This is a genomic window from Pseudomonas sp. (assembly GCF_002796985.1).
GTDB lineage: Bacteria > Pseudomonadota > Gammaproteobacteria > Pseudomonadales > Pseudomonadaceae > Pseudomonas.
Genome location: NZ_PEKX01000007.1, coordinates 535,820 through 558,843 on the forward strand (window position 1 = coordinate 535,820; position 23,024 = coordinate 558,843).

Here is a 23,024-nt window from a genome sequence, read left to right on the forward strand (position 1 = left end):
CTTCTGAAAGCGTGAATCGGGCAGGATCGCCCGGACGCCGCCATTCAGGCCGACCCGCTGGGCGGTCGAGCCAAGGAGCAGGGCCGATGCACCGCAACAGCGACCCCGACCACCTGTTCGAGTCCAGCGTCGGACCGACCGGCCTGGAAGAGGCCGACCATCGCCTGCTGATGCGGCTGATCTTCGCCTGTACCGGCGCAACCCTGGGCCTGTTCGCCATCCTGCAATTCTTCGCCGGCAACTACTGGCTATCCGGCGCCGAACTGGCCACCTGCGGGCTATTGCTGTGGGCCTCATACCGGCTCAAGCACGTACGCCGCCTGGTGCCCTGGATCATCGCCTACCTGCTGCCGACCTTCTGCTTCATCCTCTACATCATCGTCATGCCCAACGCCTCGGCCACGGCGTTCGTCTGGGTCTACCTGATGCCGGTGATGGCCTACCTGCTGCTGGGGAAGTGGCGCGGCTTTCTGCTGGCGGTGCCGTTCATGCTGGTGGCCACGCTGATGTACCTGCATGCCAACCGCCTCACTCTGGATGCGCCTGGCCTGATTGATATCGGCAACGGTGTTTTCTGTGGCGTGCTGGTGATTGCCTTCATGCACGTTTACGAAGGGCGCCGTGCCGCCGCCTACCAGCAACTGCGGCATCTGGCACTGACCGATGCGCTGACCGGCGTGGCCAGCCGCGAGAGCTTCCAGCGCGCGCTGGACCGCTGCATCCAGGAGGCGGCGCGCTATGACACGCGGCTGGTGCTGGTGGTGCTGGACGTCGACCACTTCAAGAACATCAATGACCAGTGGGGCCACGATGCCGGCGACAAGGCGCTGCAGCACCTGTGCCACCGCTTGCGCCACCGCCTGCGCGCCACCGACCTGATCGGCCGCCTGGGCGGCGAGGAGTTCGGCCTGCTGCTGCCCTTCACCGACCGCTTCGACGCCACGCCGCTGGTGGAGTCCCTGCGCCGGGACATCGACGAGGCGCCACTGATGTACCACGGGCAGCGCATCCCGATCTCCGCGACTTTCGGCCTCGCCGAGTGGCCGAGCGACGGTCTGGATGCCGACGAACTCTACCGCTGCACCGACCGTCGCCTGTATCGCGGCAAGGCCGAGGGGCGCAATCGCCTGGTCTACAGCGACCCGGTCTGAGCAGGTTTCACCGCCGGCATCGCCGGTTCACGCTCCAGGCGCAGGCAGAGCAGCGCGGTGGCGATGGCCGTGACCGGCAGCAGGGCGCCGACCCAGGGGAGCGCGGCGAGGCCGGGGCCGTGGTCGATGGTCATGCCGCCGAGCCAGGCGCCCAGCGCGTTGCCCAGGTTGAACGCGGCGATATTGAAGCTGGCCGCGACACTCTGGCCGGCGCCGTGGGCCTTCTCCAGCACCCACATCTGCAGCGGCGGCACGGTGGCGAAACCGGCGGCGCCAAGCAGGGCGATAAAGATGACCACGGCAACCTGGTTCTGCAGCGCGAAGCTCATCAGGCCCATCACCACCGCCAGCGCCACCAGGCTACCGAGCAGGGCAGGGACCAACTTGCGGTCGGCGAGCTTGCCGCCCAGCAGGTTGCCCAGCACCAGGCCGCCGCCGAACACCAGCAGCACCGGCGACACCGCACTTTCAGAGAAGCCGGCGAGGCGGGTCAGCAGCGGCGAGACATAGCTGAACACGGTAAACACGCCGCCGAAACCGAGGACGGTGGTCAGCAGGCCGAGCAGCACGGCCGGGCGCTTCAGTACGCGGAAGTCGTCACGCAGGTTGCCAGCGGCCGGCGGTGCGCTGTGGCGCGGCAGATAGATCGCCAGGATCGCCAGCGCCAGTACGCCGATGCCGGTCACCACCCAGAAGGCCGCGCGCCAGCCATAGAGTTGGCCGAGCCAGGTGCCCAGCGGCACGCCGAGGATGGTGGCGACGGTAAGGCCGGTGAACATCAGGGCAATGGCCGAGGCGCGGCGTTCGGCCGGCACCAGGCTGGTGGCGACCACCGAGCCGACGCCGAAGAAGGTGCCGTGGGCGAAGGAGGTCAGTACCCGCGCGGCCATCAGCGTGGCGTAGTCCGGCGCCAGGGCACAGGCGAGGTTGCCGAGAGTAAAGATCACCATCAGCCCGAGCAGCGTGCGGCGTTGCGGCCAGCGCGCGGTGAGGGCGGTGAGCAACGGCGCACCGAGCACCACACCCAGCGCGTAGCCGGAGATCAGCAGGCCGGCGGCGGAGATGGATACGCCGAAGTCATGGCCGACCTCCAGCAGCAATCCCATGATCACGAATTCGGTAACGCCGATGCCAAAGGCACCGGCGGTCAAGGCATACAAGGCAATGGGCACGTGGGCTCTCCCGATGGATTCGAAGAATGGGCGCCACCTTATCCCCGCGCGTATTGTTGATATAGACTGCCTTTGAGCAAATCACCTGTGAATTGAATTCAGCATGGCCCGCCCTGACGTCAACCGCTTCGGCGAAATGGAAGTCTTCATCCGCGTGGTGGAAACCGGCGGTTTCACCGCTGCCGCGCAGCAGTGCGGGATGACGCCCTCGGCAGTGAGCAAGCTGGTGGCGCGCCTGGAGGATCGTCTCGGCGCGCGGCTGTTCAACCGCTCCACCCGGCGCCAGCAGCTCACCGCCGAAGGTGCGGCCTTCTACGAGCGCAGCCTGCGCATCCTCGCGGACCTCGATGAAGCCGAGCGCGAGGCTTCGGCCAGCACCGAGCCGCAGGGGCGGGTGCGGATCAGTTGCAACCTGCCGGTGGGCCGGCAGTTCCTGATCCCGGCGCTGCCGCTGTTCTTCGAGCGCTACCCCGGCGTGCAGTTGGACCTGCAACTGACCGATGAAGTGGTGGACCTGCTGGAAGTGCGTGCAGACGTCGCTATTCGCAGCGGTCCGCTAAGGGATTCGCGGCTGGTGGCCCGCTCGCTGGGGGAGTCCGGGCACAAGATAGTCGCCGCGCCCGAGTATCTGGCGCGGCACGGTACGCCGCAGTCTCCGCGTGAGTTGGGCGAGCACAACTGCGTGGGCTTCAGCTATCGGCGCATCGAACCGGACTGGCCATTACTCGGCAAGCAGGCGGACGATCCCGAGCCCAACGGCAACCTGTTGGCCAGCGACGGCGACAGCGTGCGCCATCTGGCGCTGGCGGGGTTGGGGCTGGCACGACTGGCGGAGTTCCAGGTGCGCGACGATATCGCCGCCGGGCGCCTGGTCGCGGTGCTGGAGGACTTCAATCCCGGTGACCGCAAGCCCATGCATGCGCTTTACCTGGGCAAGCCGGGGCATCTGCCGGCGCGGGTGCGCGCGCTGCTCGACTTCCTCGCCGAGCACGTGCGCATCGACTGACTCAGGCGGCTTCGAGCAGCGCCAGGGTGTCGCTCGCGCCCATCATCTTCGCCGCAGTGAGCGCGGTCAGGCCGCTGGCGTCGCGTGCTTCGCGATCAGCGCCGTGCTCCAGCAGGCAGCGGACGATTTCCGGGTGGTTGAACATGGCGGCCATCATCAGCGCGGTCTTGCCATCGGGGGATGCGCCCTCTACCTGGGCCCCACGACTGAGCAGCAGGCGCACCATCTCCAGGTCGCCCTTGAAGGCGGCTCCGGCCAGCGGCGTTTGCCCGGCGTTGTTGCGCAGGTCCGGGTCGGCGCCGTGATCGAGTAGTACGCCCACGGTGTCGTGGTGGCCGTAGTAGCTGGCCAGCATCAGCAGGCTGTCGCCCTTGTGGTTGCGCAGGTTGGCCGGCAGGCCCTGACGCAGCAGTTCGTTCAGACGCTCGGTGTCACCCTGGCGGGCAAGGTCGATCACCTGATTGGCGAATTCCAGGGTCTGTTCGTCCATTTCCGGGTGGTTCGCGGCACTCATCCTGAAGTCTCCTTGGCAAAGTCGGGAATGCACGAAAGGATAAGGATTGGCGCGCCAGAGCGCGCCAACACTGTGCCTATGGTGCCGGTGGAAAATTTCAATCCGTTGCTTCAGGACAGGCGCGGCGTGATTTACGTCCATGATCTTGCGCAATTGCCGTCCTCGCACGGCGGCTTTTCGGCGAAAATTGCAGCATAATCAGCGATCAGCGGTTGCACCTTGGGTGAAACCGCAAACCGCCGGGCGGGCAGAAGTGCCCACCGCGGGTGGGAGTGGCACACTGCCCTGTTGCAGGGATTGCCATCCCTAAGCCTTCGCGCCAGGACGCGGAGCGACGAATATCCAGTGCCGGCCAGTGGGCGGGCACCTTGATGCCTAACCTTGCCGCCCGGCCCGGCGGCGCAGATTGAGAAGAGGATTGACCGTGCATAAAGTCGTGATCAGCGGAACCGGCCTGTATACCCCGCCGTTCAGCATCTCCAACGATGAACTGGTGGAATCCTTCAACAGCTACGTCCGCAGTCACAACGAGCAGAATGCCGAAGCCATCGCCCGGGGCGAGGTCGAAGCGCTGTCCGAGTCCAGTTCGGCGTTCATCGAAAAGGCCTCCGGCATCAAGAGCCGCTTCGTGGTGAACAAGGAAGGCATCCTCGATCCGCAGCGCATGGCGCCGCGCATCCCGGAGCGTTCCAACGAGGATTGGGGCATCCTCTGCGAGATGGCCACCGCCGCCGCCAAGCAGGCCTTGCAGCGCGCCGGCCGTACCCCGGAGGACATCGACGGGGTGATCGTCGCCTGTTCCAACCTGCAGCGCGCCTACCCGGCCGTGGCCATCGAAGTGCAGGCCGCCCTCGGCATCCAGGGCTTCGGCTACGACATGAACGTCGCCTGCTCCTCGGCCACTTTCGGTATTCAGGCTGCAGTGAACAGCGTGCAACTGGGCCAGGCCCGCGCGATCCTCATGGTCAACCCGGAAATCTGCACCGGCCACCTGAACTTCCGCGACCGCGACAGCCACTTCATCTTCGGCGACGCCGCCACCGCCGTGATCATCGAGCGCGCCGACCAGGCCACCAGCGAGCACCAGTTCGACGTGGTCAGCACCAAGCTGCTGACCCAGTTCTCCAACAACATCCGCAACAACTTCGGTTTCCTCAACCGCGCTGCGGAAGAGGGCATTGGCAGCCGCGACAAGCTGTTCGTGCAGGAAGGCCGCAAGGTGTTCAAGGACGTCTGCCCCATGGTGGCCGAGCTGATCGGCGAGCACCTGGCGCAGAACGACATCCCGGTCAGCGACGTGAAGCGTTTCTGGCTGCACCAGGCCAACCTGAACATGAACCTGCTGATCACCCGCAGGCTCATCGGCCGCGATGCTGAGGCCCACGAAGCGCCGGTGATCCTCGACACCTACGCCAATACCAGCTCGGCCGGTTCGGTCATCGCCCTGCACAAGTACCAGGACGACCTGCCCGCCGGTTCCATCGGCGTGCTGAGTTCCTTCGGCGCCGGCTACTCCATCGGCAGCGTGATCCTGCGCAAGCGCTGATCGTGCCCGCCGACGACAGCGAGCTGTTGTCGCGCCTGCTGGCCGGTGACCAGCAGGCCTTCCGCACCCTGGTAGCGACCTACCAGGGTGCGATGCGCGCCGTGGCCATCGCCATCGTCGGCGCCGCCCATGCCGATGAAGTGGTGCAGGACGCCTGGCTCGCCGCCGTGCGTAACCTGGATGGCTTCCAGGCGCGCTCCAGCCTCAAGACCTGGCTGCTGACCATCACCGCCAATACCGCCAAATCCCGCCTGCGCAAGGTCCGCCGTGACGTTTCGCTGGACGACCTGCCCGCGCCCCACGGCAGCCTCGACGACTCCCGCTTCGCCGCTGACGGCCACTGGAGCCCGGCGCCGCTGGCCTGGCACGAGGATTCGCCTGAAGCCCTGCTGGCCGAGGACGAGCTGCGCGAATGCCTGGAAAAGACCCTGCTCAGTCTCTCCGAACTGCAGCGCAGTGTGTTGCTGTTGCGCGAGCGCCAGGGGCTGGAGTTGGACGAGATCTGTAATCTGCTGGAGGTTTCACTCTCCAATGCCAGGGTGCTGCTGCACCGTGCGCGGCTGAAGGTGTTTGCCACCGTGGAGCACTTCGAGGAGACGGGGGAATGCTGACCTGCAAGGAACTGGTGGCGCGCTCCAGCGACCTGCTGGACGAACAGCTCGGTTGGCGCGAGAAGCTCGCCCTGCGCCGGCACCTGCTGTTGTGCCGAAATTGCCGGCGCTACCTTCGGCAGATGCGTCTGGCCCAGGCCACCCTGCGCCTGCTGCCGGACCCGCCGCGCCCCGACTCGGAACGCCTGGCCGACCACCTCGCCGAACTGCGCCGGGACAGCGCGCGACGCTGAGCCTCAGGCTGCTCCTGCGCTTGGTGTTGGCGTAGGAGCGGATTCATCCGCGATTTCTACACGGCGGATACCAATCGCGGACGGAGTCCGCTCCTACGTCGGATTCAGGACCGACGCAGGTGCTTGCGCCCGCCACGCATCCAGCCCGCCCGACAATGCCCAGGTGCGCGGATGCCCGAAGGCCTGCAGCCGCTCCGCCAGCATCGCCGCGGACAGCTCGTGGGGGCAGGCGCAGTAGATCACCACGTCCTTGTCCTCCAGGCTGCCGCGCAGCTCGTCCAGCGCCCCATCGAGGCTGAAGGCGATGGAGCCGGGTATTGCCTCGTCATCGAATTGCGCGCGCACATCGAGAATCAGTGGCGGTTCGTCACCGTCCAGGCGCGCCCGCAATTCGTCGACACTGATGCGCGGTATCCGCGAGGTGCGCTTGAGCAGGCTGAAGCGCTGCCAGAGCTTCCAGGCGATGAACAATGCGAAGGCACCCAGCAGCACCGCGACACCAACGCTGGCGTATTCGGTGAGCCAGCCCAGGAGTCGGTCCACCGCATCGCTGAAAATGCTCCCGAGCATCAGCGCAGAGCCGGCCCAGAGCGCTGCGCCGGCGCAGTCGTAGGCGAGGAAGCGTGGCAGCGGCGTGCGCGTCATGCCGGCCATGGTGGTGGTCAGCGCGCTGGCGCCGGGGAGGAAGCGCGAGATCAGCAGCGCGCGTGGGCCGATGCGCAGGTACAAGCTCTGACTCTGGCGAATGCAACTGTCTGGTGACAGCGAAACCTTGCACACGCTGCGCAGCATGAAGCCGCCGTAGCGCCGCCCGGCGCAGAACCAGATCAGGTCTGCGATCAGGCACGCACACACGGCCACCGCGAGCGCCTGACCCAGCGGAACGCCGCTGCCTTGCAAGGCGAGGGCACCGGCGACGATCAGTGCCGGATAGGCCGGAATCGGCAGGCCCAGTTGCTCCAGCAGGACGTTGAGGAACAGCAGGCTCAAGCCGTGCTGCTGGATCAGGGGTTGCAGTTCGTGCATGGGAAAGCCTGAGCGGGAAAAGACTTCCAAAGGAAGGTGACAGCATACCGGCAAAGCGGACTTCAGAAAGTACCGCAAGCCTTGTGGGACGTGGCTTAGGACCTTTATGCCATAAAGAAATCAAAAGTTCCTTTGTAATAAAAGTTTTATCTAGGAGCAACCGCTCTGAAATAACCCCTCGCCAAGATTCCCAGCAACACAAACGGGGGCCGCCAGAACGGCCTGTGCGAGTCCTTGGGGGGCGCGCAGCAGCCAGGCACTCGGCGTGTTCAACGCAAATACCATTAAGGGGAATCTTCGATGATCCGTAAGCACTTCGCCGGTTACGCCGCCACTGCCCTGGCACTGGCCGTTTCCGCCCAGGCTTTCGCAGGCACAGTCACCACCGATGGCGCCGATATCGTTATCAAGACCAAAGGCGGTCTTGAAGTCGCCACCACCGACAAGGAATTCAGCTTCAAGCTCGGTGGCCGTCTGCAAGCGGATTACAGCCGCTTCGATGGTTTCTACACCAAGAACGGCAACAACGGTGACGGCGCCTACTTCCGCCGCGCTTACCTGGAACTGGGCGGCACTGTCTACAAAGACTGGAAATACCAGATCAACTACGACATGTCCCACAACTCGGGTAACTCTGATAACGGCTACTTCGACGAAGCTTCCTTCAGCTACACCGGCTTCAGCCCGGTTACCCTGAAGTTTGGCCGCTTCGACCCGGACTTCGGTCTGGAAAAAGCCACCAGCTCCAAGTGGGTCACCGCCACCGAGCGTACTTCGGCCTACGAACTGGCTGACTGGATCAACACCCACCAGGACGGCATGGGTGCCCAGGTGGGCGGTGTCGTCGCCAACATGGCTTACCTGGACGCCGGCATCTACGCCAAGGACGCCGACGACACCGACGGCGACAGCGTCAAGCAGTTCAACCTCCGTGGCGTGTTCGCTCCGCTGAACACCGACGGCAATGTCCTGCACATCGGCGTGGACTACGCCTACCGCGACCTGGACGACACCGCTTTCGACTCCCGCATCCGCCCGCGTCTGGGCATGCGTGGTATCGCCACCAACGGCGGTAACGACGCTGGTGAAAACGGCAACCGCGCCACCTTCGGCGGCGCCACCCTGAGCCCGGCCGGTTCCTACAAGGATGACTCCACCTGGGGCGCTGAATTCGCCTACGCCTTCGGCCCGTTCTCCGCTCAGGCCGAATACCTGAAGCGCAAGCTGAAGGCCGATGCCGACGCTTACCAGGACATCAAGGCTGACGGCTACTACGGCCAACTGGCTTACACCATCACCGGTGAGTCCCGCGTGTACAAACTCGATGGCGCCAAATTCGACACCATCAAGCCGTCCAACAAGGAAATCGGTGCCTGGGAAGTCTTCTACCGTTACGACCACATCAAGGTCGATGACCCGAACGTGGTCGTGGCTACCGCCACCCGCGACGTGGGCGACACCAAGGCCAGCACCAACACCATCGGTGTGAACTGGTATGCCAACGAAGCCGTGAAGGTGTCCCTGGACTACGTGCACCTCAGCACCGACGGCATCCGCAACGCCAACGGCGACGACGACGGCAACGGTGTCGTAACCCGCCTGCAGTACGTGTTCTAAGAACTACAGCTCTACCGTTTGACTCCTTTGTGTGAACCCCGCCCCGGCGGGGTTTTTTTATGGGAACCGGGAAACTACCTCCCTACGAACGCCGAACTTCTTGCTTGTGTAGGAGCGGATTTATCCGCGATCGGGTGGGCTTGGCGCGGCGGCTAGCCATCGCGGACGGAGTCCGCTCCTACGCATATGCCTGATCAGCGGAAACCGGGGCGGGCAGGCGGTCGGCGAAATTCGAACTCGAGCAGCTCATCGAACGGATTGCCCATTTCCAGTCGCGTCCAGCCCAGCTTGATCAGGAAAGCCAGCGCCGCCGGGTTATCCGGCCTGACGCTGGCCCGCCACAAGGGATTGCTCTGCAGCTCCGCTCGGCTCATCACCAGCGTCATCACTTCGCGCCCGACGCCAGAACCGCGTAACTCCGGGCGTACTGCGAGGTCGGTGACGAAGTAATACGGATGCGCCGGGGTGGGCAGGCAAACCCCCACCACCGCGACCAGCAGGCCGCCACGCAGAATGCTGTACTGGGCCTTGTCCGCATCCTTCAGCACCTGTTCCAGCCAATAGCGATCCATCGGGCCCAGTTGCGCGTAGAGCACTGGATCGTCGAACCAGCTTTCGTACGGCGGGATGTCCTCCGCCTGGAAAGGGCGAATCTGCATGCGGGGGCTCTCCGGTGCAGCTTTGGGAAGTTTCACACTCGCATCTGCTGGGCGATTGCGTCAATCGACCCTGAGCGCTCGCGTCATTGAGGCCGCGCGCAGCCAGCACCTACCCTGCGGGCACTCAACCCACCGGGAGTCGACCATGCTGCGCAATCACTTCGAGACCGAGCACAACCTGTTCCGCGATGCGTTCCGATCCTTCCTCAATAAGGAAGTGGTGCCTCACCAGGAGGAGTGGGAGGAAGCCGGCGTGGTGGACCGCAGTGTCTGGCGCAAGGCAGGGGAAATGGGCTTCCTGCTGCCCTGGGCGGAAGAGGAGTACGGCGGAACCGCGCTGAAGGATTTCCGCTACGAACAGATCATGTGTGAGGAACTGGCTGCCATCAACGAGCCGGGCTTCATGATTCCGCTGCACTCGGCGCTGTGCGGTCCCTATATCGCCGAATACGGCAATGCCGAGCAGAAGGCCCGCTGGCTGCCGGGCATCATCCGTGGCGAAAGCATCCTGGCGGTGGCGATGACCGAGCCGTCGGCCGGCTCCGACCTGGCCGGCATGCGCACCACGGCGGTGGACAAGGGCGACCATTACGTCCTCAACGGTTCCAAGGTGTTCATCTCCAACGGGTTGCTGGCGGATCTGGTGATAGTCGCGGCCAAGACCGATCCGAATAACAAGCACGCCATGGGCCTGTTCGTGGTCGAGCGCGGGATGGAAGGCTTCGAGCGCGGGCGCAACCTGAAGAAGCTGGGCATGAAGAGCCAGGACACCGCCGAGCTGTTCTTCAACGAGGTGAAGGTGCCCAAGGAAAACCTGCTGGGCGATGCCAAGGGCGGCTTCTTCTACCTGATGAACATGCTCGCCCAGGAACGCCTGACCAACGCCTGCGGCGCGGTGGCTGGCGCCGAGGCGGCGCTGAATGCGACCGTCGACTACGTGAAGGAGCGCAAGGCCTTCGACCGCCCGGTGGCGCACTTCCAGAACACCCGCTTCAAGCTCGCCGAGATGCGCACGCAGATCGACGTGGCGCAGGTCTTCACCGACCGTTGCGTGATGGACCACAACCAGAAGAAGCTCACCCCCGAAGTGGCCGCCGAAGCCAAGCTGTTCACCACCGAGCTGCTGTGCAAGGTGGTCGATGAAGGCGTGCAACTGCACGGCGGCTGGGGTTACATGTGGGAGTATCCGATCTGCAAGATGTACGCGAACGCGCGCATCCAGCGCATCTTCGCCGGCACCTCGGAGATCATGAAAGAGATCATCAGCCGCGGCATGAAGCTCTGAGGCGCGGCGCCCACGCATCGATTGAGCGAAACAGGAGTGCCCATGAACGGCCCGCTCGCCTCACTGAAAGTCCTCGATTTCTCCACCCTGCTGCCGGGGCCGTTCGCCTCGCTGCTGCTGGCCGACATGGGCGCCCAGGTGCTGCGCGTGGAATCCCCCACGCGCATGGACCTGGTGCGCGTGCTGCCGCCGCATGTGGACGGCACCTCCGCCAGCCACGCCTACCTCAACCGCAACAAGCGCTGCATGGCGCTGGACCTGAAGCAGGCCGAGGCGGTGGAGGTGGTGAAGCAACTGGTGCAGGAATACGACATCGTGCTGGAGCAGTTCCGCCCCGGCGTGATGGACAAGCTGGGCGTGGGCTACGAGGCGCTCAAGGCGATCAACCCGAAGCTGATCTACGTGTCGATCACCGGTTACGGCCAGACCGGACCGTTCCGCGACCGCGCAGGGCACGACATCAACTACCTGGCCCTGGCCGGGGTCGCCAGCTACACCGGCCGCCGCGAGAGCGGCCCGCTGCCGCTGGGTGTGCAACTGGCGGACATTGGCGGCGGCTCGCTGCATGGTGTGATGGGGCTGCTGGCGGCGGTCATCCATCGGCAGCAGACAGGGGAGGGGCAGCAGGTCGACGTGAGCATGACCGACTGTGCCTTCAGCCTGCACGGCATGGCCGGCGCGGGCTATCTCGCGGCGGGCGTGGAGCCGGAGATGGAAGCCCTCGCGCTCAACGGCGGCAGCTTCTACGACTACTACCGCACCCGTGATGGTCGCTGGTTCTCGGTGGGCAGCCTGGAGCCGCAGTTCATGCAGCAGTTCTGCGCCGCCATCGGCCGCCCGGAGCTGGCCGCCCGTGGGCTTTCGCCCAAGTCGGAGGATCAGCAGGCGCTCAAGCGCGAGATCGCCATCGAGTTCGAGAAGCAGGATTTCGCCCAGTGGCAGGAGCGCTTCGCCGCGCTGGACGCCTGCGTCGAGCCGATGCTGTCGCTGGCCGAGGCGGTTGAGCATCCACAGTTGCGAGAACGCGGCGTGGTCACCCAGGTGCCCAACGGCAAGGGTGGCGAGCAGCGGCAGGTGGCTTGTCCGATTCGCTTCTCTGCCGGCCTGCCCGAGCCACGCCATATTGGCGCCGCATTGGGCGCGCACACGGCGGAAGTCTTGGCGGAGCTGGGATATTCGGCCGAGCAGGTGCAGGCGCTGAAGGCGGCGAAGGTCATCGCCTGACCAGCATCACTCGCGGCGGGTTTCGCCGGTGAAGATCAGCGTCGCGCGGCAGCGCCGGCAGTAGTAGCGGCGGCCCTGGGCGACCAGGTTGTGGCGCTGGGACGAAAAGGGGAACTCGTTGCCCTCGCCGCAATGGCAGCGGTACAGATAACGGGTGGAGCGGCGTCGCTTGATCTCATAGGTGTGGCAGCGATCCGGCGGCAGGCCGTAGATGCCGCGCATGATCAGCTGCCACTCCTCGCCATGTGGGCGGATACGCGGGCCGAACATCTGATGGGCGATCAAGTGGGCCACTTCGTGGGCCACAGTCTGCTGCAGGAAGTGTTCGTGGTTTTCCCGGTACAGCTGAGGGTTGAAGCGCAGCAGGTTTTCATCCAGGTGGGCGACGCCGGCCTTCTGGCCGCGTAGCCGGAAGCTCACTTCCGGGCGGGGAAAGCGCCGCTGGAAGAAGGCTTCGGCCTGCTGGTAGCAGGCTTCGACGCGAGCGTTGAGCTGTTCGGGCATACAGTGGTTCTCCGACGGGGGCAGATTATGCCGCAGTCGGAGCGCGGGTGGAGGATTTCTCGCGGCCACTCGTCTGCCCTGCAGATTCAGGCAAGTCGGAAGGCGTTTCAGGCAAGCACCGCTTTTCTGTAGGAGCGAGCTTGCTCGCGAACCACCTGGCGATGGAGCCACCGGCGAGCATTGTTCGCGAGCAAGCTCGCTCCTACGAAGAGCCAAAAAGAAACCGGGCCACGAGGGCCCGGTTTTTTTGCACAGCATGAGATCAAGTGTATTCCGGGCCGACGCCGCTGCCCCAGAGGATGACCGACAGGGCCATCATCGCCACCAGCACCACCAGTCCTACCGCCAGTACCGAGCTGGAGAACAGGAAGCCTTCATCCTTGTGAATGTTCATGAAGGTCGGGATGCCGACGTAGAGCAGGTAGACGGTGTAGCAAACTGCGGCGGTGCCGATGATCATGCCCAGCCACAGGTGCGGGTAGAGCGCCGCCAGTCCGCCGATGAACAGCGGGGTAGCGGTGTACGCGGCGAAGACGATGCATTGGGTCAGCGATGGTGATGCGTCGTAGGTGCGGGCCATCCAGTGAATGAATGCGCCCATGATGGCGACGCCGGCGAGCATGGCGATGTAGGTCATGATGGTCAGCTGGATCGCACTGGCGGCCGTCAGCTTGACCGGTCCTGCATTGCCCAGTACCCAGCCGACCTGCGTGGTGCCGATGTAGGCGGAAATGACCGGGATGGCAGCGAGGATCAGGACGTGCGTCAGGTACATGTGGCTGATGGATTCTTCTTCGCCACGGATGTCCTGCCATTCCTGATCGGGATGGGTGAAGAGCCCCCACACATGATGGATCATGTCAGCATTCTCCTCTTCTTATAGAAGGTCGCCCCCCAGCGAGGCGCCGAATACGCGTAGCCAGCGTCATCCGGTGCCCGGCCGACCTATGCGACCTTAAGTCGCAGTATAGGAATGGCTGCAGGCCACGTCGTCCGTGGGGTTAGAGCAAATGGAAGTTTCACGGGCGGCTGTAATAGCGCTGCAGAATTTCCATGGCCTTGTTGATCGACTGCAGGCGCGTGGTGCTGCCGCCCCGATCGGGGTGGTGCTGGCTGACCAGTTGGCGGTAGCGCAGCTTGATCAGCGCGTAGTCCACCGGGCCGTCTTCCAGCTCGAAAAGGGCCAGTGCGGCGGCCTTTTCCTCGTTGCCTTGCATTCGCGTCCAGAAGCTTTCCAGCAGCTTCTCCACATCGCGCTCGGTGGTTTCCTTCAGGTGCTTCTCTTCGAGGTAATAAGCGCGCAGAGCGTCCTGCTCGCCGAGTGCCTGCACCCCGCTCATATAGGGAGAAAGGCGGATCTGCAGCGGGCCGATCTCCAGGTGCGCGGTGTTCTCTTCCCAGAGCCGGTCGCGCAGGCGGTACAGCGCGTTGAAGACCATGAAGTGGGTGCGGAACAGCACCAGTTTGTCGGTCAGCGGCAGATTGGGCACATGGGTGGAATGCCGAGCCTTCAATTGCTGGATCAACTGGAATTCGGAGATTCCCTCAGGCGCTTCCCGCAGCAGCTGCAGGAGCTGGTCTGTCAGGTCGAGGGAAGGATCGAGGTCGGGCGTCATGCTGTCAGATTAGCAGTACCCCGATAGAGGGGCTGGGGTATGCGTCGCTTTGCGCGTAAAATGTCCGGCTTTTCGTCTTGCCCTTCGGATTCCAGAGCACCATGGCCAGCACCCTTTCGGTCAACCAGAACAAACTGCAGAAACGCCTGCGCCGCCAGGTTGGCGAAGCGGTCACCGACTTCAACATGATCGAGGACGGCGACAAGGTGATGGTCTGCCTGTCCGGCGGCAAGGACAGCTATACCCTGCTGGACATCCTGCTGTACCTGCAGAAAGTGGCGCCGATCCAGTTCGAGATCGTCGCGGTGAACATGGACCAGAAGCAGCCTGGCTTTCCCGAGCACATACTGCCGGCGTACCTGGAATCCATCGGCGTGCAGTACCACATCATCGAGAAGGACACCTATTCGGTGGTGAAGGAGAAGATCCCGGAGGGCAAGACCACCTGCTCGCTGTGTTCGCGCCTGCGCCGTGGCACCCTTTACACCTACGCCGACGAGATCGGCGCGACCAAGATGGCGCTGGGACACCACCGCGACGACATCCTGGAAACCTTCTTCCTTAATATGTTCTACGGCGGCACCCTCAAGGCCATGCCGCCCAAGCTGCTGTCCGACGACGGCCGCAACGTGGTGATCCGCCCGCTGGCGTACTGCAACGAGAAGGACATCGAGGCCTACTCGGTGCTCAAGGAGTTCCCGATCATCCCGTGCAACCTGTGCGGTTCGCAGGAAAACCTGCAGCGCCAGGTGGTCAAGGAAATGCTGCTGGACTGGGAGCGCAAGTCGCCGGGGCGCACCGAGATCATGTTCCGCGCCCTGCAGAACGTGGTGCCGTCGCAACTGGCCGACCGCGATCTGTTCGACTTCAACAGCCTGCGCATCGACGAGACTGCCACCCCGCGCTTCGTCGATGTGATGAATCTCTGATCCCCGCAGCGACAGAAAGCCCGCAAGGACGCCCGATGCGCGATTACCAGTGGTTGTACGAATACTGCCTGAACCGCTTCGGCTCGATCGAGGCCCTGGAAGCACGGATGCCGCAGGCCAAGTCGGCGGCCGAGCTGGCGGCGGTCGGCAATGATCGCTACTTGTCGCTGATCAGCCTGCGCATCTTCCGCGCAGGCCTCAAGCACAGCCTGGTGGACGCCAAGTGGCCGGCCTTCGAGGAAGTCTTCTTCGGCTTCGATCCGGAGAAGGTCGTGCTGATGGGCGGCGAGCGCCTGGAAAACCTGATGCAGGACACCCGGCTGATCCGCCACCTGGGCAAGCTCAAGAGCGTGCCGCGCAACGCCCAGTTCGTCCTGGACATCGCCCGTGAATACGGCAGCTTCGGCCAACTGCTGGCCGACTGGCCGTCCAGCGACATCGTCGGCCTGTGGAAGCTGCTGGCCAAACGTGGCAATCAGTTGGGTGGCATGTCTGCACCGCGGTTCCTGCGCATGGCCGGCAAGGACACTTTCGTTCTCAGTGACGACGTGGTCGCCGCGCTCAAGGCCCAGGAAATCGTCGACAAGACTCCCACCAGCCTGAAGGATTTGGCCCTGGTGCAGGCGGCCTTCAACACCTGGCAGGAACAAAGCGCTCGCCCGCTGAGCCATATCTCGATGATGCTGTCGTACACGGTCAACCACTGACACGCGGCCCGGCCGCGGAGGAGGGGCGCATGGATTCGGCGATCGACCGCACGGGTGCGGCACTGGCCCGCGCTGAACGCATCCTGGTGATTACCGGCGCCGGCCTTTCCGCCGATTCCGGCATGCCGACCTATCGCGGCCTGGGCGGGCTATACAACGGCCGGACGGCGGAAGGGATCCCCATCGAGGTGGCGATTTCCGGCCCGATGCTGCAGAAGGACCCGGCGCTGTGCTGGAAGTACCTGGCGGAGCTGGGCAAGGCCTGCCTGAATGCGCAACCCAACGCCGGCCACGAAGCCATCGCGGAGCTGCAACGGCTCAAGCCGGAGTGTTGGGTGCTGACGCAGAACATCGATGGCTTTCATCGCCGTGCCGGTTCGCCGCCGGAACGGCTGATCGAGATCCATGGCCAACTGGAGCCGCTGTATTGCCAATCGTGCGGGCAGGAAAGCGCCGAGCTGGCAGGGTATCTGGAAGGCCCGCTGCCGCCCAAATGCGCGCGCTGCGCCGGCGTGTTGCGCCCGCCGGTAGTGCTTTTCGAGGAGATGTTGCCGGAGGCCGCGATCGACATGCTCTATGCGCAATTGCGCAAGGGATTCGACGCCGTTCTGCTGGTGGGAACCACGGCGAGCTTCCCCTACATCATCGAGCCGGTGCTGCGCACGCGGGACGCGGGAGGCTTCACTGCGGAGGTGAATCCGCGGCTGACCGACCTGAGTTCGGTGGTCGAAGAAAGAATGGTGGGTCGAGCCTTAGACATTATGCCGCGCTTGCTGAGTCACATTCCGCTATAAAAAACTTGCATTACCCCCATTGAGCGGGCAAATTAGCCCGCTAATAAATGGAGCTAATGAGACACGGTCGTGCCCATGCTTAAACGCTTAGCACCCCTCGTGCCCATGAGTTTCGTTCTGCTGCTGGCAGCTTGCGCCAGCCATTCGCCGGAATCGCAGCCGAACCAGGTCGCTTCAGTGCCTGCTACTCGAGCAGCGTTCCAGGTCAACCAGCACAACATAGCGCTGGTGAATGAGTCGCAGGACGAGGGGGCCAAAAACGAGAACGGCAGTTCGACTGCCCATGTATCCGACATTCTGGACCGCGCATTTTCGCTGATCGGTACTCCGTACCGCTTTGGTGGGAAATCGGAGCGGACCGGTTTCGATTGCAGCGGCTTCGTGGGCTATCTGTTCCGCGAAGAGGCGGGCATCAGCCTGCCGCGCTCCACGCGAGAGATGATCAACATGGACGTCCCGCTGGTCTCGAAAGAAGACCTGCAGCCGGGCGACCTGATCTTCTTCAACAACCGTGGTCGCGGTCGGGTCAGCCACGCCGGCATCTATATCGGTGACGGACAGTTCATTCACTCTGCCAGCCGCCGTGGTGGTGGTGTTCGGGTGGATCGTCTGGACGAGAGCTACTGGCGCCTGAGCTTCATGGAAGCCAAGCGTGTGCTCGAGCCGGGCTACGAGCCGAAGACGGTGACCCGCTAAACTTAAAGTTTTACTTTAAGTATTGCGCTCAAGTCATTGTTGGTACAAAGTGATGGCACTCCTTGACGGGATGCCATCTCATGCTCGCTTTTCAGCGCATCATTCTCCTCGCTGTTCTCGCCTCGCTGGCCGCCTGCGCCAGTCGCACTCCGCCGTCGCCGCCTCCGGTGGTGAATACGCGCTCAGCTCCCGTCTACAACATGCAAGCTGCTGACGACGTCCTGATCCGTGCCATTGGCCTGGTCGGTACGCCTTATCGCTGGGGCGGCAATACGCCCGATGGCGGTTTCGATTGCAGCGGCCTGATTGGCTATGTCTACCGCGATGCCACTGGCCTGATGCTGCCGCGCTCCACTCGCGAGATGATCACCCTGCGCGCGCCCACCGTTGGCCGCGAGTCCCTGCAGAGCGGTGACCTGGTGTTCTTCGCTACCAGCGGTGGACGTGGAGTCAGCCATGCGGGTATCTATGTTGGGGAAGGGCGCTTCGTTCACGCGCCCAGAACGGGCGGGACCGTACGCCTGGACAGCCTCGACAGCGCCTATTGGCAGAAAGCCTTCCTGGAAGCCAAGCGCGTCCTCGCCGTGCAGAGTCTCGCCCTCCATCCCTGATTCTCAGGAGGGCCCATGACCACCCGCACACTGAACCTGGACGACTCGCTCTACCAGTACCTTCTCGACGTTTCCCTGCGTGATTCCCCCGTCAAGGCACGCCTGCGCGCCGAAACTGCCAAGCTGCCCATGTCCCGCTGGCAGGTCGCCCCGGAACAGGGGCAGTTCCTCGCGTTGCTGGTCAAGCTGACGGGCACGAAGCGCATCCTCGAAATCGGCACCTTCACCGGTTACAGCGCCCTGTGCATGGCCGAGGCTTTGCCAGAGGGCGGCCTTGTCCTTTGTTGCGATCTTCCCGGCGAATACAACGATATCGCGCGCCGTTACTGGCAGGACGCAGGTGTCGACTCGCGCATCGAACTGCGCCTCGGGCCTGCACTGGATACGCTGAAAGCGCTGGAGACAGGTAACCAGCAGGGTGCCTTCGACCTGGTCTTCATCGATGCCGACAAGGCCAACTACCCCCTCTACCTGGAACACGCCCTGACCCTGCTGCGGGTAGGCGGCCTGGTGGTCTTCGATAACGTGCTGTGGAGCGGTCGAGTGCTGGAAGCGAACCCGGAAAGCGCGGACACGCGTGCCATCCAGCAGCTCAACCTGGCGCTGAAGGCCGATGCGCGGGTGGATTATTCGCTGGTGCCGATTGGTGATGGCATGAGTCTCTGCCGCAAGCGTTGATGGTGGATCGGACAGAAAAAAGGCACGCCAACCGGCGTGCCTTTGTCGTTACTACCGCCTGGATCAGGCGACATCCACCAGAATCACTTCGCTGTCTTCCAGCGCGGTGACCTTCACCACCGCCTCGTCGGCGATGGCGGCGCCGTCGCGGGCCAGCAGTTCGACGCCATTGACCTCGACCTTGCCCGCCGCCGGCACCAGGTAGGCGCGGCGACCGTTGCCCAGTTCATACTCGGCGGTCTGCCCGGCCTTCAGGGTGGCGGCGACCAGGCGACCTTCGGCGCGAATGCGCAGGGCATCGGCATCCTCTTCATGGCCGCTGGCCAGGGTCACGAAGCGCCCGGCGCGGTCGCCCTTCGGGAAGGGTTTGGCGCCCCAGGACGGAGTGCCGCCGCGTACCGAGGGGATGATCCAGATCTGGAAGATCTTGGTGACATCCTTCTCCAGGTTGTACTCCGAGTGCACGATGCCCGAGCCTGCGCTCATCACCTGCACGTCGCCCGCTTCGGTACGGCCCTTGTTGCCCAGGCTGTCCTGGTGGGTGATCGCGCCCTGACGGACGTAGGTGATGATTTCCATCTCGCGGTGCGGGTGCGGCGGGAAGCCGGTGCCGGCGGCGATTTCGTCATCGTTCCAGACGCGCAGGTTGCCCCAGTCCATGCGCTCGGGGTCGTAGTACTCGGCGAAGGAGAAGTGGTGCTTGGCGTTGAGCCAGCCGTGGTTGGCGCCGCCGAGTTGCTGGAAGGGTCTGCGTTCGATCATGACTGAGTCCTCGTGGGGCGCGGCTGGCATCTGAGCCAGTCCGCGCGGTTCATGGGACTATGTTCTCTCGCAGTTGATCGATAAAAAAGCGCAAATATCGGCAGATATTGATCGAATAAGTCGATTCTATTCTGCCACGCGCTTTTCGCCCTGATCGAGGAATTTGCTGAGGAACTGGCGGGTGCGCTCCTCTTTCGGGTGGGCGAACAGCGCCTTGGCGTCGCCCTGTTCGACGATCACCCCCTTGTCGATGAAGATCGCCCGGTTCGCCACGTCGCGGGCGAAGCTCATCTCGTGGGTGACGATGACCATGGTGCGTTTTTCCTGGGCCAGGCTGCGGATAGTCGTCAGGACCTCCCCAACCAGTTCAGGGTCCAGCGCCGAGGTGGGCTCGTCGAACAGGATCACGTCCGGCTGCATGGCCAGGGCGCGGGCGATGGCGACACGCTGTTGCTGGCCGCCGGAGAGGCGCTTGGGGTAGGAATCCTCCTTGCCGGACAACCCGACCTTCGCCAGCAACTGGCGGGCGCGCTCGATGGCCTGGGCGCGGGGTTCCTTCTTCACGATGATCGGGCCTTCCACCACGTTCTCCAGCGCGGTGCGGTGGGGGAACAGGTTGAAGTTCTGGAAGACGAAGCCCACATGCTGGCGCAGCTTGCGGATCAACCCCTGCTGGCTGCTCAGCGGCCGGGAGGCGTCGATGAGGATGTCGCCGACCTGAATAGTCCCGCCGTTGGGCGTTTCCAGCAGGTTCAGGCAGCGCAGCAGGGTGGTCTTGCCCGAGCCGCTGGGGCCGATGATCGCGACCACTTCGCCGGCCTCGACGGTCAGGTCGATGCCCTTGAGCACCTCCTGGCCGCGGAACTGCTTGGTCAGCTGGCGGACTTCGATCATGCGTCGTGCTCCTGGTCATGGCGGTTGACCCGGTCTTCCAGGCGGTTCTGCAGGTGCGACAGGATGCTCGCGAGGATCCAGTAGATGAGCGCGGCGGCGAGGTACATGGTGAAGACCTCGAAGGTGCGCGCGGTGATCAACTGGGCCTGGCGGAACAGTTCCGGGACCTGGATGGTGGCGGCCAGGGCGGTGTCCTTGACCAGCGAAATGAAGCTGTTGCCCAGCGGTGGGAGGGCGGTGCGCGCGGCCTGCGGCAGGATCACCCGGCGCAAGGTCTCGGCGCGGGTCATGCCGATGCTGGCGGCGGCTTCCCACTGGCCCTTGTCGATGGAGCCGATGGCGGCGCGGAGGATTTCGCAGACGTATGCCGCCATGTTCAGCGAGAAGCCGATCAGTGCCGCCGGCAGCGGGTCGAGTTCGATGCCGGCCTGGGGCAGGCCGTAATAGATCATGAACAGCTGGACAAGCAACGGCGTGCCGCGGAAGAACGACACGTAGATGCGCGCGAGCCAGCGCACGGGGGTGAAACCGTACAGGCGCATCAGCGCCAGCACGAATCCGAGCAGCAGTCCGAAGAACATGCCGCCTACGCTGAGGACTACCGTGAAGACCGCACCCTTCAGCAGGAAGGGCGCGGAATCCAGCGCAAGCTGCAGGCTTGCGTCGATCATTGGGTCACGTCAGCCTTGAACCACTTTTCCGAGAGCTGTTTCAGGGTGCCATCGGCACGCAGTTTCTCGATGGCCTTGTTCAGCGCCGCGAGCAGCTCCGGGTTGCCCTTGCGCAGGGCGATACCGGCTTCCTGGCGAGCGAAGGGCGCGCCGGTGAGGGCCATGGCGCCGTTGGTCTTGTTGACCATGTCGAAGGCGGCCAGGCGGTCCACCAGGATCACGTCGATGCGGCCGCTGCGCAGGTCCTGGAACTTGGTCGGGTCGTCTTCATAGGTGCGCACATCAGCCTGCGGCACATGTTCGCGCAGCCACTGCTCGTAGTTGGTGCCCAGGCCCACGCCGACCTTCACGCCAGCGAGTTTTTCCGGTGCGTCGTACTTGCCTTCGTCGCCCTTGCGCACCAGTGCCTGGATGCCGGAAACGGTGTAGGCGTCGGAGAAGTCGTACTTCTTCTTACGCTCCTCGGAGATGGTCACTTGGTTGATCACCAGGTCGAGGCGCTTGGATTCCAGTGCGGCGAGGATGCCGTCCCACTTGGTCGGCTGCAGCTTGGCAGTGGCGCCCAGCTCCTTGGCAATCAGGTTGGAGAAGTCCACTTCGAAGCCGGCGAGCTTGCCGTTTTCGTCCTGGAAGCTGAAGGGCGGGTAGGTGCCTTCCAGGCCCACGCGGACCTGGCCTTTTTCCTTGATCTGGGCGAGCAGGTCATCGGCGGCCTGGGCTTGGCCAAACAGGCCGGCGCCGAGGGTGAGGGTCAGGCTGGCAAGCAGGAAATGACGTCGCAGTGCGGAGAAGGTCATGGTGGTCCCCGTTTTTGGTGTTTTAAGCAGGTTAGTCAACGCGTGGCGACTATAGGGTCGGAATCGTTATGCAATAAAATAATAAAAAATTACATACCTAGTTCTGATTATTAGGTTGTTCAATTTGCCGAATGATAGGCGAACAGCGCCGGCGAACCGCCGGTGTGCAGGAACAGGATAGGCCCGGGCTTCACGAAGCGATCACGGCGGATGCCATCGAGCAGTCCGGCCATCGCCTTACCGGTGTACACCGGGTCGAGCAGCAGGCCTTCCTGGCTGGCCAGCAGGCGTACTGCTTCCAGCGTGCCGGCATTGGGTTCGCCGTAGCGCGGGCCGAAATACTCGTCCCACAGCTGTACTGTAGGCACTGCCGGCGCGGCGTGGCCGAGCAGCTCCAGCGTGCTGCGGACCAGTCCTTCCACCTTCGGTCGCTGCGCCGCATCGGTGCGCGAGACGGTCACGCCAATCACGTCCAGCTCCGGCAACTCATCGGCCAGCGCTACCGCGAGGCCGGCATGCGTACCGGCACTGCCGGAGGCGAGCACCACGGCGGAGAAACGCTGCCCGTTGGCGCGAATCTGTTCCGCCAGTTCCAGCCCGGCGCGAACATAGCCCAGGGCACCCAATGCATTGGAGCCACCGATGGGCACGATGTAGGGCTTGCGGCCTTCGCGGCGCAGGTGTCCGCCGGTTTGCGCCAGCAACTCGTCAGCAGTGTCCAGGTTGGCCACGAGTTTCACCTCGGTGCCGAACAGGTCCAGCAGCAGGCGGTTGCCGTTGCTCAGGTAGTTGTGGTCATCGGTGCCGATAGGGTTTTCCAGCAGCGCCACGCAGCGCAGGCCGAGTCGGGCCGCGACAGCGGCAGTCTGGCGCACGTGGTTGGACTGGATCGCTCCGGCGGTCACCAGGGTATCGGCGCCGGCGTTCAAGGCGTCGGCGGCGAGGAATTCCAGCTTGCGCACCTTGTTACCGCCCAGGGCGAAGGGCGTGGTGTCGTCGCGTTTCACATGCAGCTCGCGGCCCAGATGTGCGGACAGCCGCTCCAGCTTGTCCACAGGCGTCGGGCCGCCGGCCAGGTCGAGGCGGGGAAAGCGGGCGAGGGCTTCGCGCAGGGCGCTCATGAGGAGTTCTCGATTCGGCGGCGGGATGCGTCACGATAGAGCGCCCGAGGGGTTGCCGCAATGTGGCCGGCGGACGCGTGACGCCGGCCTGCACTGGAATGTCGCGCATCGATCCGCCAGCTCACGGCCGGAAACTCCAGAGGCTGTGAATCAATGTGCGGACAGCGACGTGGCGAACCGCTACGCTCCACGCTCAGATC

At 64.1% G+C, this 23,024-nt stretch carries 26 protein-coding genes; 14 read left to right on the forward strand and 12 right to left on the reverse strand.

The window, feature by feature from the left end:
• Window positions 1-86 precede the first annotated feature (86 nt).
• Complete coding sequence (locus tag CTR55_RS08010; RefSeq protein WP_296285386.1) at window positions 87-1,151, forward strand: GGDEF domain-containing protein; 1,065 nt, start codon at window positions 87-89, stop codon at window positions 1,149-1,151.
• Here the strand turns inward: CTR55_RS08010 and CTR55_RS08015 are convergent.
• On the reverse strand, window positions 1,133-2,323 hold the full coding sequence (locus CTR55_RS08015; protein ID WP_296285387.1) for an MFS transporter: 1,191 nt from the start codon (window positions 2,321-2,323) through the stop codon (window positions 1,133-1,135). The two genes, CTR55_RS08010 and CTR55_RS08015, sit on opposite strands and share 19 nt — an antisense overlap.
• Before the next feature lie 103 nt (window positions 2,324-2,426).
• On the opposite strand from CTR55_RS08015, the gene CTR55_RS08020 reads away from it, so the two are divergent.
• Complete coding sequence (locus CTR55_RS08020; RefSeq protein WP_296285388.1) at window positions 2,427-3,329, forward strand: LysR family transcriptional regulator; 903 nt, start codon at window positions 2,427-2,429, stop codon at window positions 3,327-3,329.
• A gap of 1 nt (window position 3,330) precedes the next feature.
• Here CTR55_RS08020 and CTR55_RS08025 read toward each other — a convergent pair whose 3' ends face one another.
• Entirely contained in the window at window positions 3,331-3,843 is a 513-nt protein-coding gene (locus tag CTR55_RS08025) for an ankyrin repeat domain-containing protein (RefSeq protein WP_296285389.1), read from the reverse strand.
• A 424-nt stretch (window positions 3,844-4,267) separates the two neighbouring features.
• Between CTR55_RS08025 and CTR55_RS08030 the strand changes: the two genes are divergently transcribed.
• The 3 genes from CTR55_RS08030 to CTR55_RS08040 are packed head-to-tail and all read left to right on the forward strand — an operon-like array spanning window position 4,268 to window position 6,233.
• Window positions 4,268-5,389 carry a beta-ketoacyl-ACP synthase III gene (locus tag CTR55_RS08030; RefSeq protein WP_296285390.1) on the forward strand — a complete coding sequence of 374 codons (1,122 nt, stop codon included), beginning with the start codon at window positions 4,268-4,270 and terminating at the stop codon, window positions 5,387-5,389.
• Window positions 5,390-5,391: 2 nt separating this feature from the next.
• Window positions 5,392-6,000 (forward strand): RNA polymerase sigma factor, encoded by a 609-nt coding sequence (locus tag CTR55_RS08035; RefSeq protein ID WP_296285391.1) that lies wholly within the window; start codon window positions 5,392-5,394, stop codon window positions 5,998-6,000.
• Window positions 5,994-6,233, forward strand: coding sequence for a zf-HC2 domain-containing protein (locus tag CTR55_RS08040; protein WP_081515839.1), 240 nt, complete (start codon window positions 5,994-5,996; stop codon window positions 6,231-6,233). The genes CTR55_RS08035 and CTR55_RS08040 overlap by 7 nt, the downstream gene beginning before the upstream one ends.
• A gap of 93 nt (window positions 6,234-6,326) precedes the next feature.
• On the opposite strand, the gene CTR55_RS08045 is transcribed toward CTR55_RS08040, so the two are convergent.
• Window positions 6,327-7,259 carry a DedA family protein/thiosulfate sulfurtransferase GlpE gene (locus tag CTR55_RS08045; RefSeq protein ID WP_296285392.1) on the reverse strand — a complete coding sequence of 311 codons (933 nt, stop codon included), beginning with the start codon at window positions 7,257-7,259 and terminating at the stop codon, window positions 6,327-6,329.
• A 300-nt stretch (window positions 7,260-7,559) separates the two neighbouring features.
• Between CTR55_RS08045 and CTR55_RS08050 the strand changes: the two genes are divergently transcribed.
• Entirely contained in the window at window positions 7,560-8,876 is a 1,317-nt protein-coding gene (locus CTR55_RS08050) for an OprO/OprP family phosphate-selective porin (protein ID WP_296285393.1), read from the forward strand.
• 194 nt (window positions 8,877-9,070) lie between these two features.
• On the opposite strand, the gene CTR55_RS08055 is transcribed toward CTR55_RS08050, so the two are convergent.
• Complete coding sequence (locus CTR55_RS08055) at window positions 9,071-9,535, reverse strand: GNAT family N-acetyltransferase (RefSeq protein ID WP_296285394.1); 465 nt, start codon at window positions 9,533-9,535, stop codon at window positions 9,071-9,073.
• Window positions 9,536-9,680: 145 nt separating this feature from the next.
• Between CTR55_RS08055 and CTR55_RS08060 the strand changes: the two genes are divergently transcribed.
• Both CTR55_RS08060 and CTR55_RS08065 read left to right on the forward strand, forming a co-directional pair.
• Entirely contained in the window at window positions 9,681-10,820 is a 1,140-nt protein-coding gene (locus CTR55_RS08060) for an acyl-CoA dehydrogenase family protein (RefSeq protein WP_296285395.1), read from the forward strand.
• A gap of 42 nt (window positions 10,821-10,862) precedes the next feature.
• Window positions 10,863-12,044 carry a CaiB/BaiF CoA-transferase family protein gene (locus CTR55_RS08065; RefSeq protein ID WP_296285396.1) on the forward strand — a complete coding sequence of 394 codons (1,182 nt, stop codon included), beginning with the start codon at window positions 10,863-10,865 and terminating at the stop codon, window positions 12,042-12,044.
• 6 nt (window positions 12,045-12,050) lie between these two features.
• Here the strand turns inward: CTR55_RS08065 and CTR55_RS08070 are convergent, their stop codons facing one another.
• The 3 genes from CTR55_RS08070 to CTR55_RS08080 all read right to left on the reverse strand — a co-directional run bounded on the left by CTR55_RS08070 (window position 12,051) and on the right by CTR55_RS08080 (window position 14,164).
• The gene (locus CTR55_RS08070) at window positions 12,051-12,548 is read right to left on the reverse strand and encodes a SprT family zinc-dependent metalloprotease (RefSeq protein WP_088419775.1); all 498 of its coding nucleotides are present in this window, start codon (window positions 12,546-12,548) and stop codon (window positions 12,051-12,053) included.
• 262 nt (window positions 12,549-12,810) lie between these two features.
• Complete coding sequence (locus CTR55_RS08075; protein ID WP_296285397.1) at window positions 12,811-13,407, reverse strand: Yip1 family protein; 597 nt, start codon at window positions 13,405-13,407, stop codon at window positions 12,811-12,813.
• 160 nt (window positions 13,408-13,567) lie between these two features.
• Window positions 13,568-14,164 (reverse strand): DNA-J related domain-containing protein, encoded by a 597-nt coding sequence (locus CTR55_RS08080; RefSeq protein ID WP_296285398.1) that lies wholly within the window; start codon window positions 14,162-14,164, stop codon window positions 13,568-13,570.
• A 101-nt stretch (window positions 14,165-14,265) separates the two neighbouring features.
• Here CTR55_RS08080 and ttcA point away from each other — a divergent pair, with 101 nt between their 5' ends.
• The 6 genes from ttcA to CTR55_RS08110 all read left to right on the forward strand — a co-directional run bounded on the left by ttcA (window position 14,266) and on the right by CTR55_RS08110 (window position 18,579).
• A complete protein-coding gene (gene ttcA, locus CTR55_RS08085) occupies window positions 14,266-15,093 on the forward strand; it encodes a tRNA 2-thiocytidine(32) synthetase TtcA (RefSeq protein WP_296285399.1) in 828 nt (275 codons plus the stop codon).
• Between the two features lie 35 nt (window positions 15,094-15,128).
• On the forward strand, window positions 15,129-15,800 hold the full coding sequence (locus CTR55_RS08090) for a DNA-3-methyladenine glycosylase I (protein WP_296285400.1): 672 nt from the start codon (window positions 15,129-15,131) through the stop codon (window positions 15,798-15,800).
• A 29-nt stretch (window positions 15,801-15,829) separates the two neighbouring features.
• A complete protein-coding gene (locus tag CTR55_RS08095; protein WP_296285401.1) occupies window positions 15,830-16,594 on the forward strand; it encodes an NAD-dependent deacylase in 765 nt (254 codons plus the stop codon).
• Between the two features lie 69 nt (window positions 16,595-16,663).
• On the forward strand, window positions 16,664-17,290 hold the full coding sequence (locus tag CTR55_RS08100; RefSeq protein ID WP_296285402.1) for a C40 family peptidase: 627 nt from the start codon (window positions 16,664-16,666) through the stop codon (window positions 17,288-17,290).
• 80 nt (window positions 17,291-17,370) lie between these two features.
• On the forward strand, window positions 17,371-17,901 hold the full coding sequence (locus CTR55_RS08105; RefSeq protein WP_296285403.1) for a C40 family peptidase: 531 nt from the start codon (window positions 17,371-17,373) through the stop codon (window positions 17,899-17,901).
• A 15-nt stretch (window positions 17,902-17,916) separates the two neighbouring features.
• Complete coding sequence (locus CTR55_RS08110) at window positions 17,917-18,579, forward strand: class I SAM-dependent methyltransferase (RefSeq protein ID WP_296285404.1); 663 nt, start codon at window positions 17,917-17,919, stop codon at window positions 18,577-18,579.
• Window positions 18,580-18,642: 63 nt separating this feature from the next.
• Here the strand turns inward: CTR55_RS08110 and CTR55_RS08115 are convergent, their stop codons facing one another.
• The 5 genes from CTR55_RS08115 to CTR55_RS08135 form a co-directional block, all read right to left on the reverse strand.
• Complete coding sequence (locus CTR55_RS08115) at window positions 18,643-19,341, reverse strand: pirin family protein (protein ID WP_296285405.1); 699 nt, start codon at window positions 19,339-19,341, stop codon at window positions 18,643-18,645.
• A 126-nt stretch (window positions 19,342-19,467) separates the two neighbouring features.
• Window positions 19,468-20,235, reverse strand: a complete 768-nt coding sequence (gene tcyN / locus CTR55_RS08120; protein WP_296285406.1) for an L-cystine ABC transporter ATP-binding protein TcyN — start codon at window positions 20,233-20,235, stop codon at window positions 19,468-19,470.
• On the reverse strand, window positions 20,232-20,903 hold the full coding sequence (tcyL, locus tag CTR55_RS08125) for a cystine ABC transporter permease (RefSeq protein WP_296286487.1): 672 nt from the start codon (window positions 20,901-20,903) through the stop codon (window positions 20,232-20,234). Before tcyL ends, tcyN begins: the two co-directional genes overlap by 4 nt.
• Complete coding sequence (tcyJ, locus tag CTR55_RS08130) at window positions 20,903-21,703, reverse strand: cystine ABC transporter substrate-binding protein (RefSeq protein ID WP_296285407.1); 801 nt, start codon at window positions 21,701-21,703, stop codon at window positions 20,903-20,905. Before tcyJ ends, tcyL begins: the two co-directional genes overlap by 1 nt.
• Window positions 21,704-21,822: 119 nt before the next feature.
• The gene (locus tag CTR55_RS08135) at window positions 21,823-22,824 is read right to left on the reverse strand and encodes a D-cysteine desulfhydrase (RefSeq protein WP_296285408.1); all 1,002 of its coding nucleotides are present in this window, start codon (window positions 22,822-22,824) and stop codon (window positions 21,823-21,825) included.
• Between the last annotated feature and the right edge of the window lie 200 nt (window positions 22,825-23,024).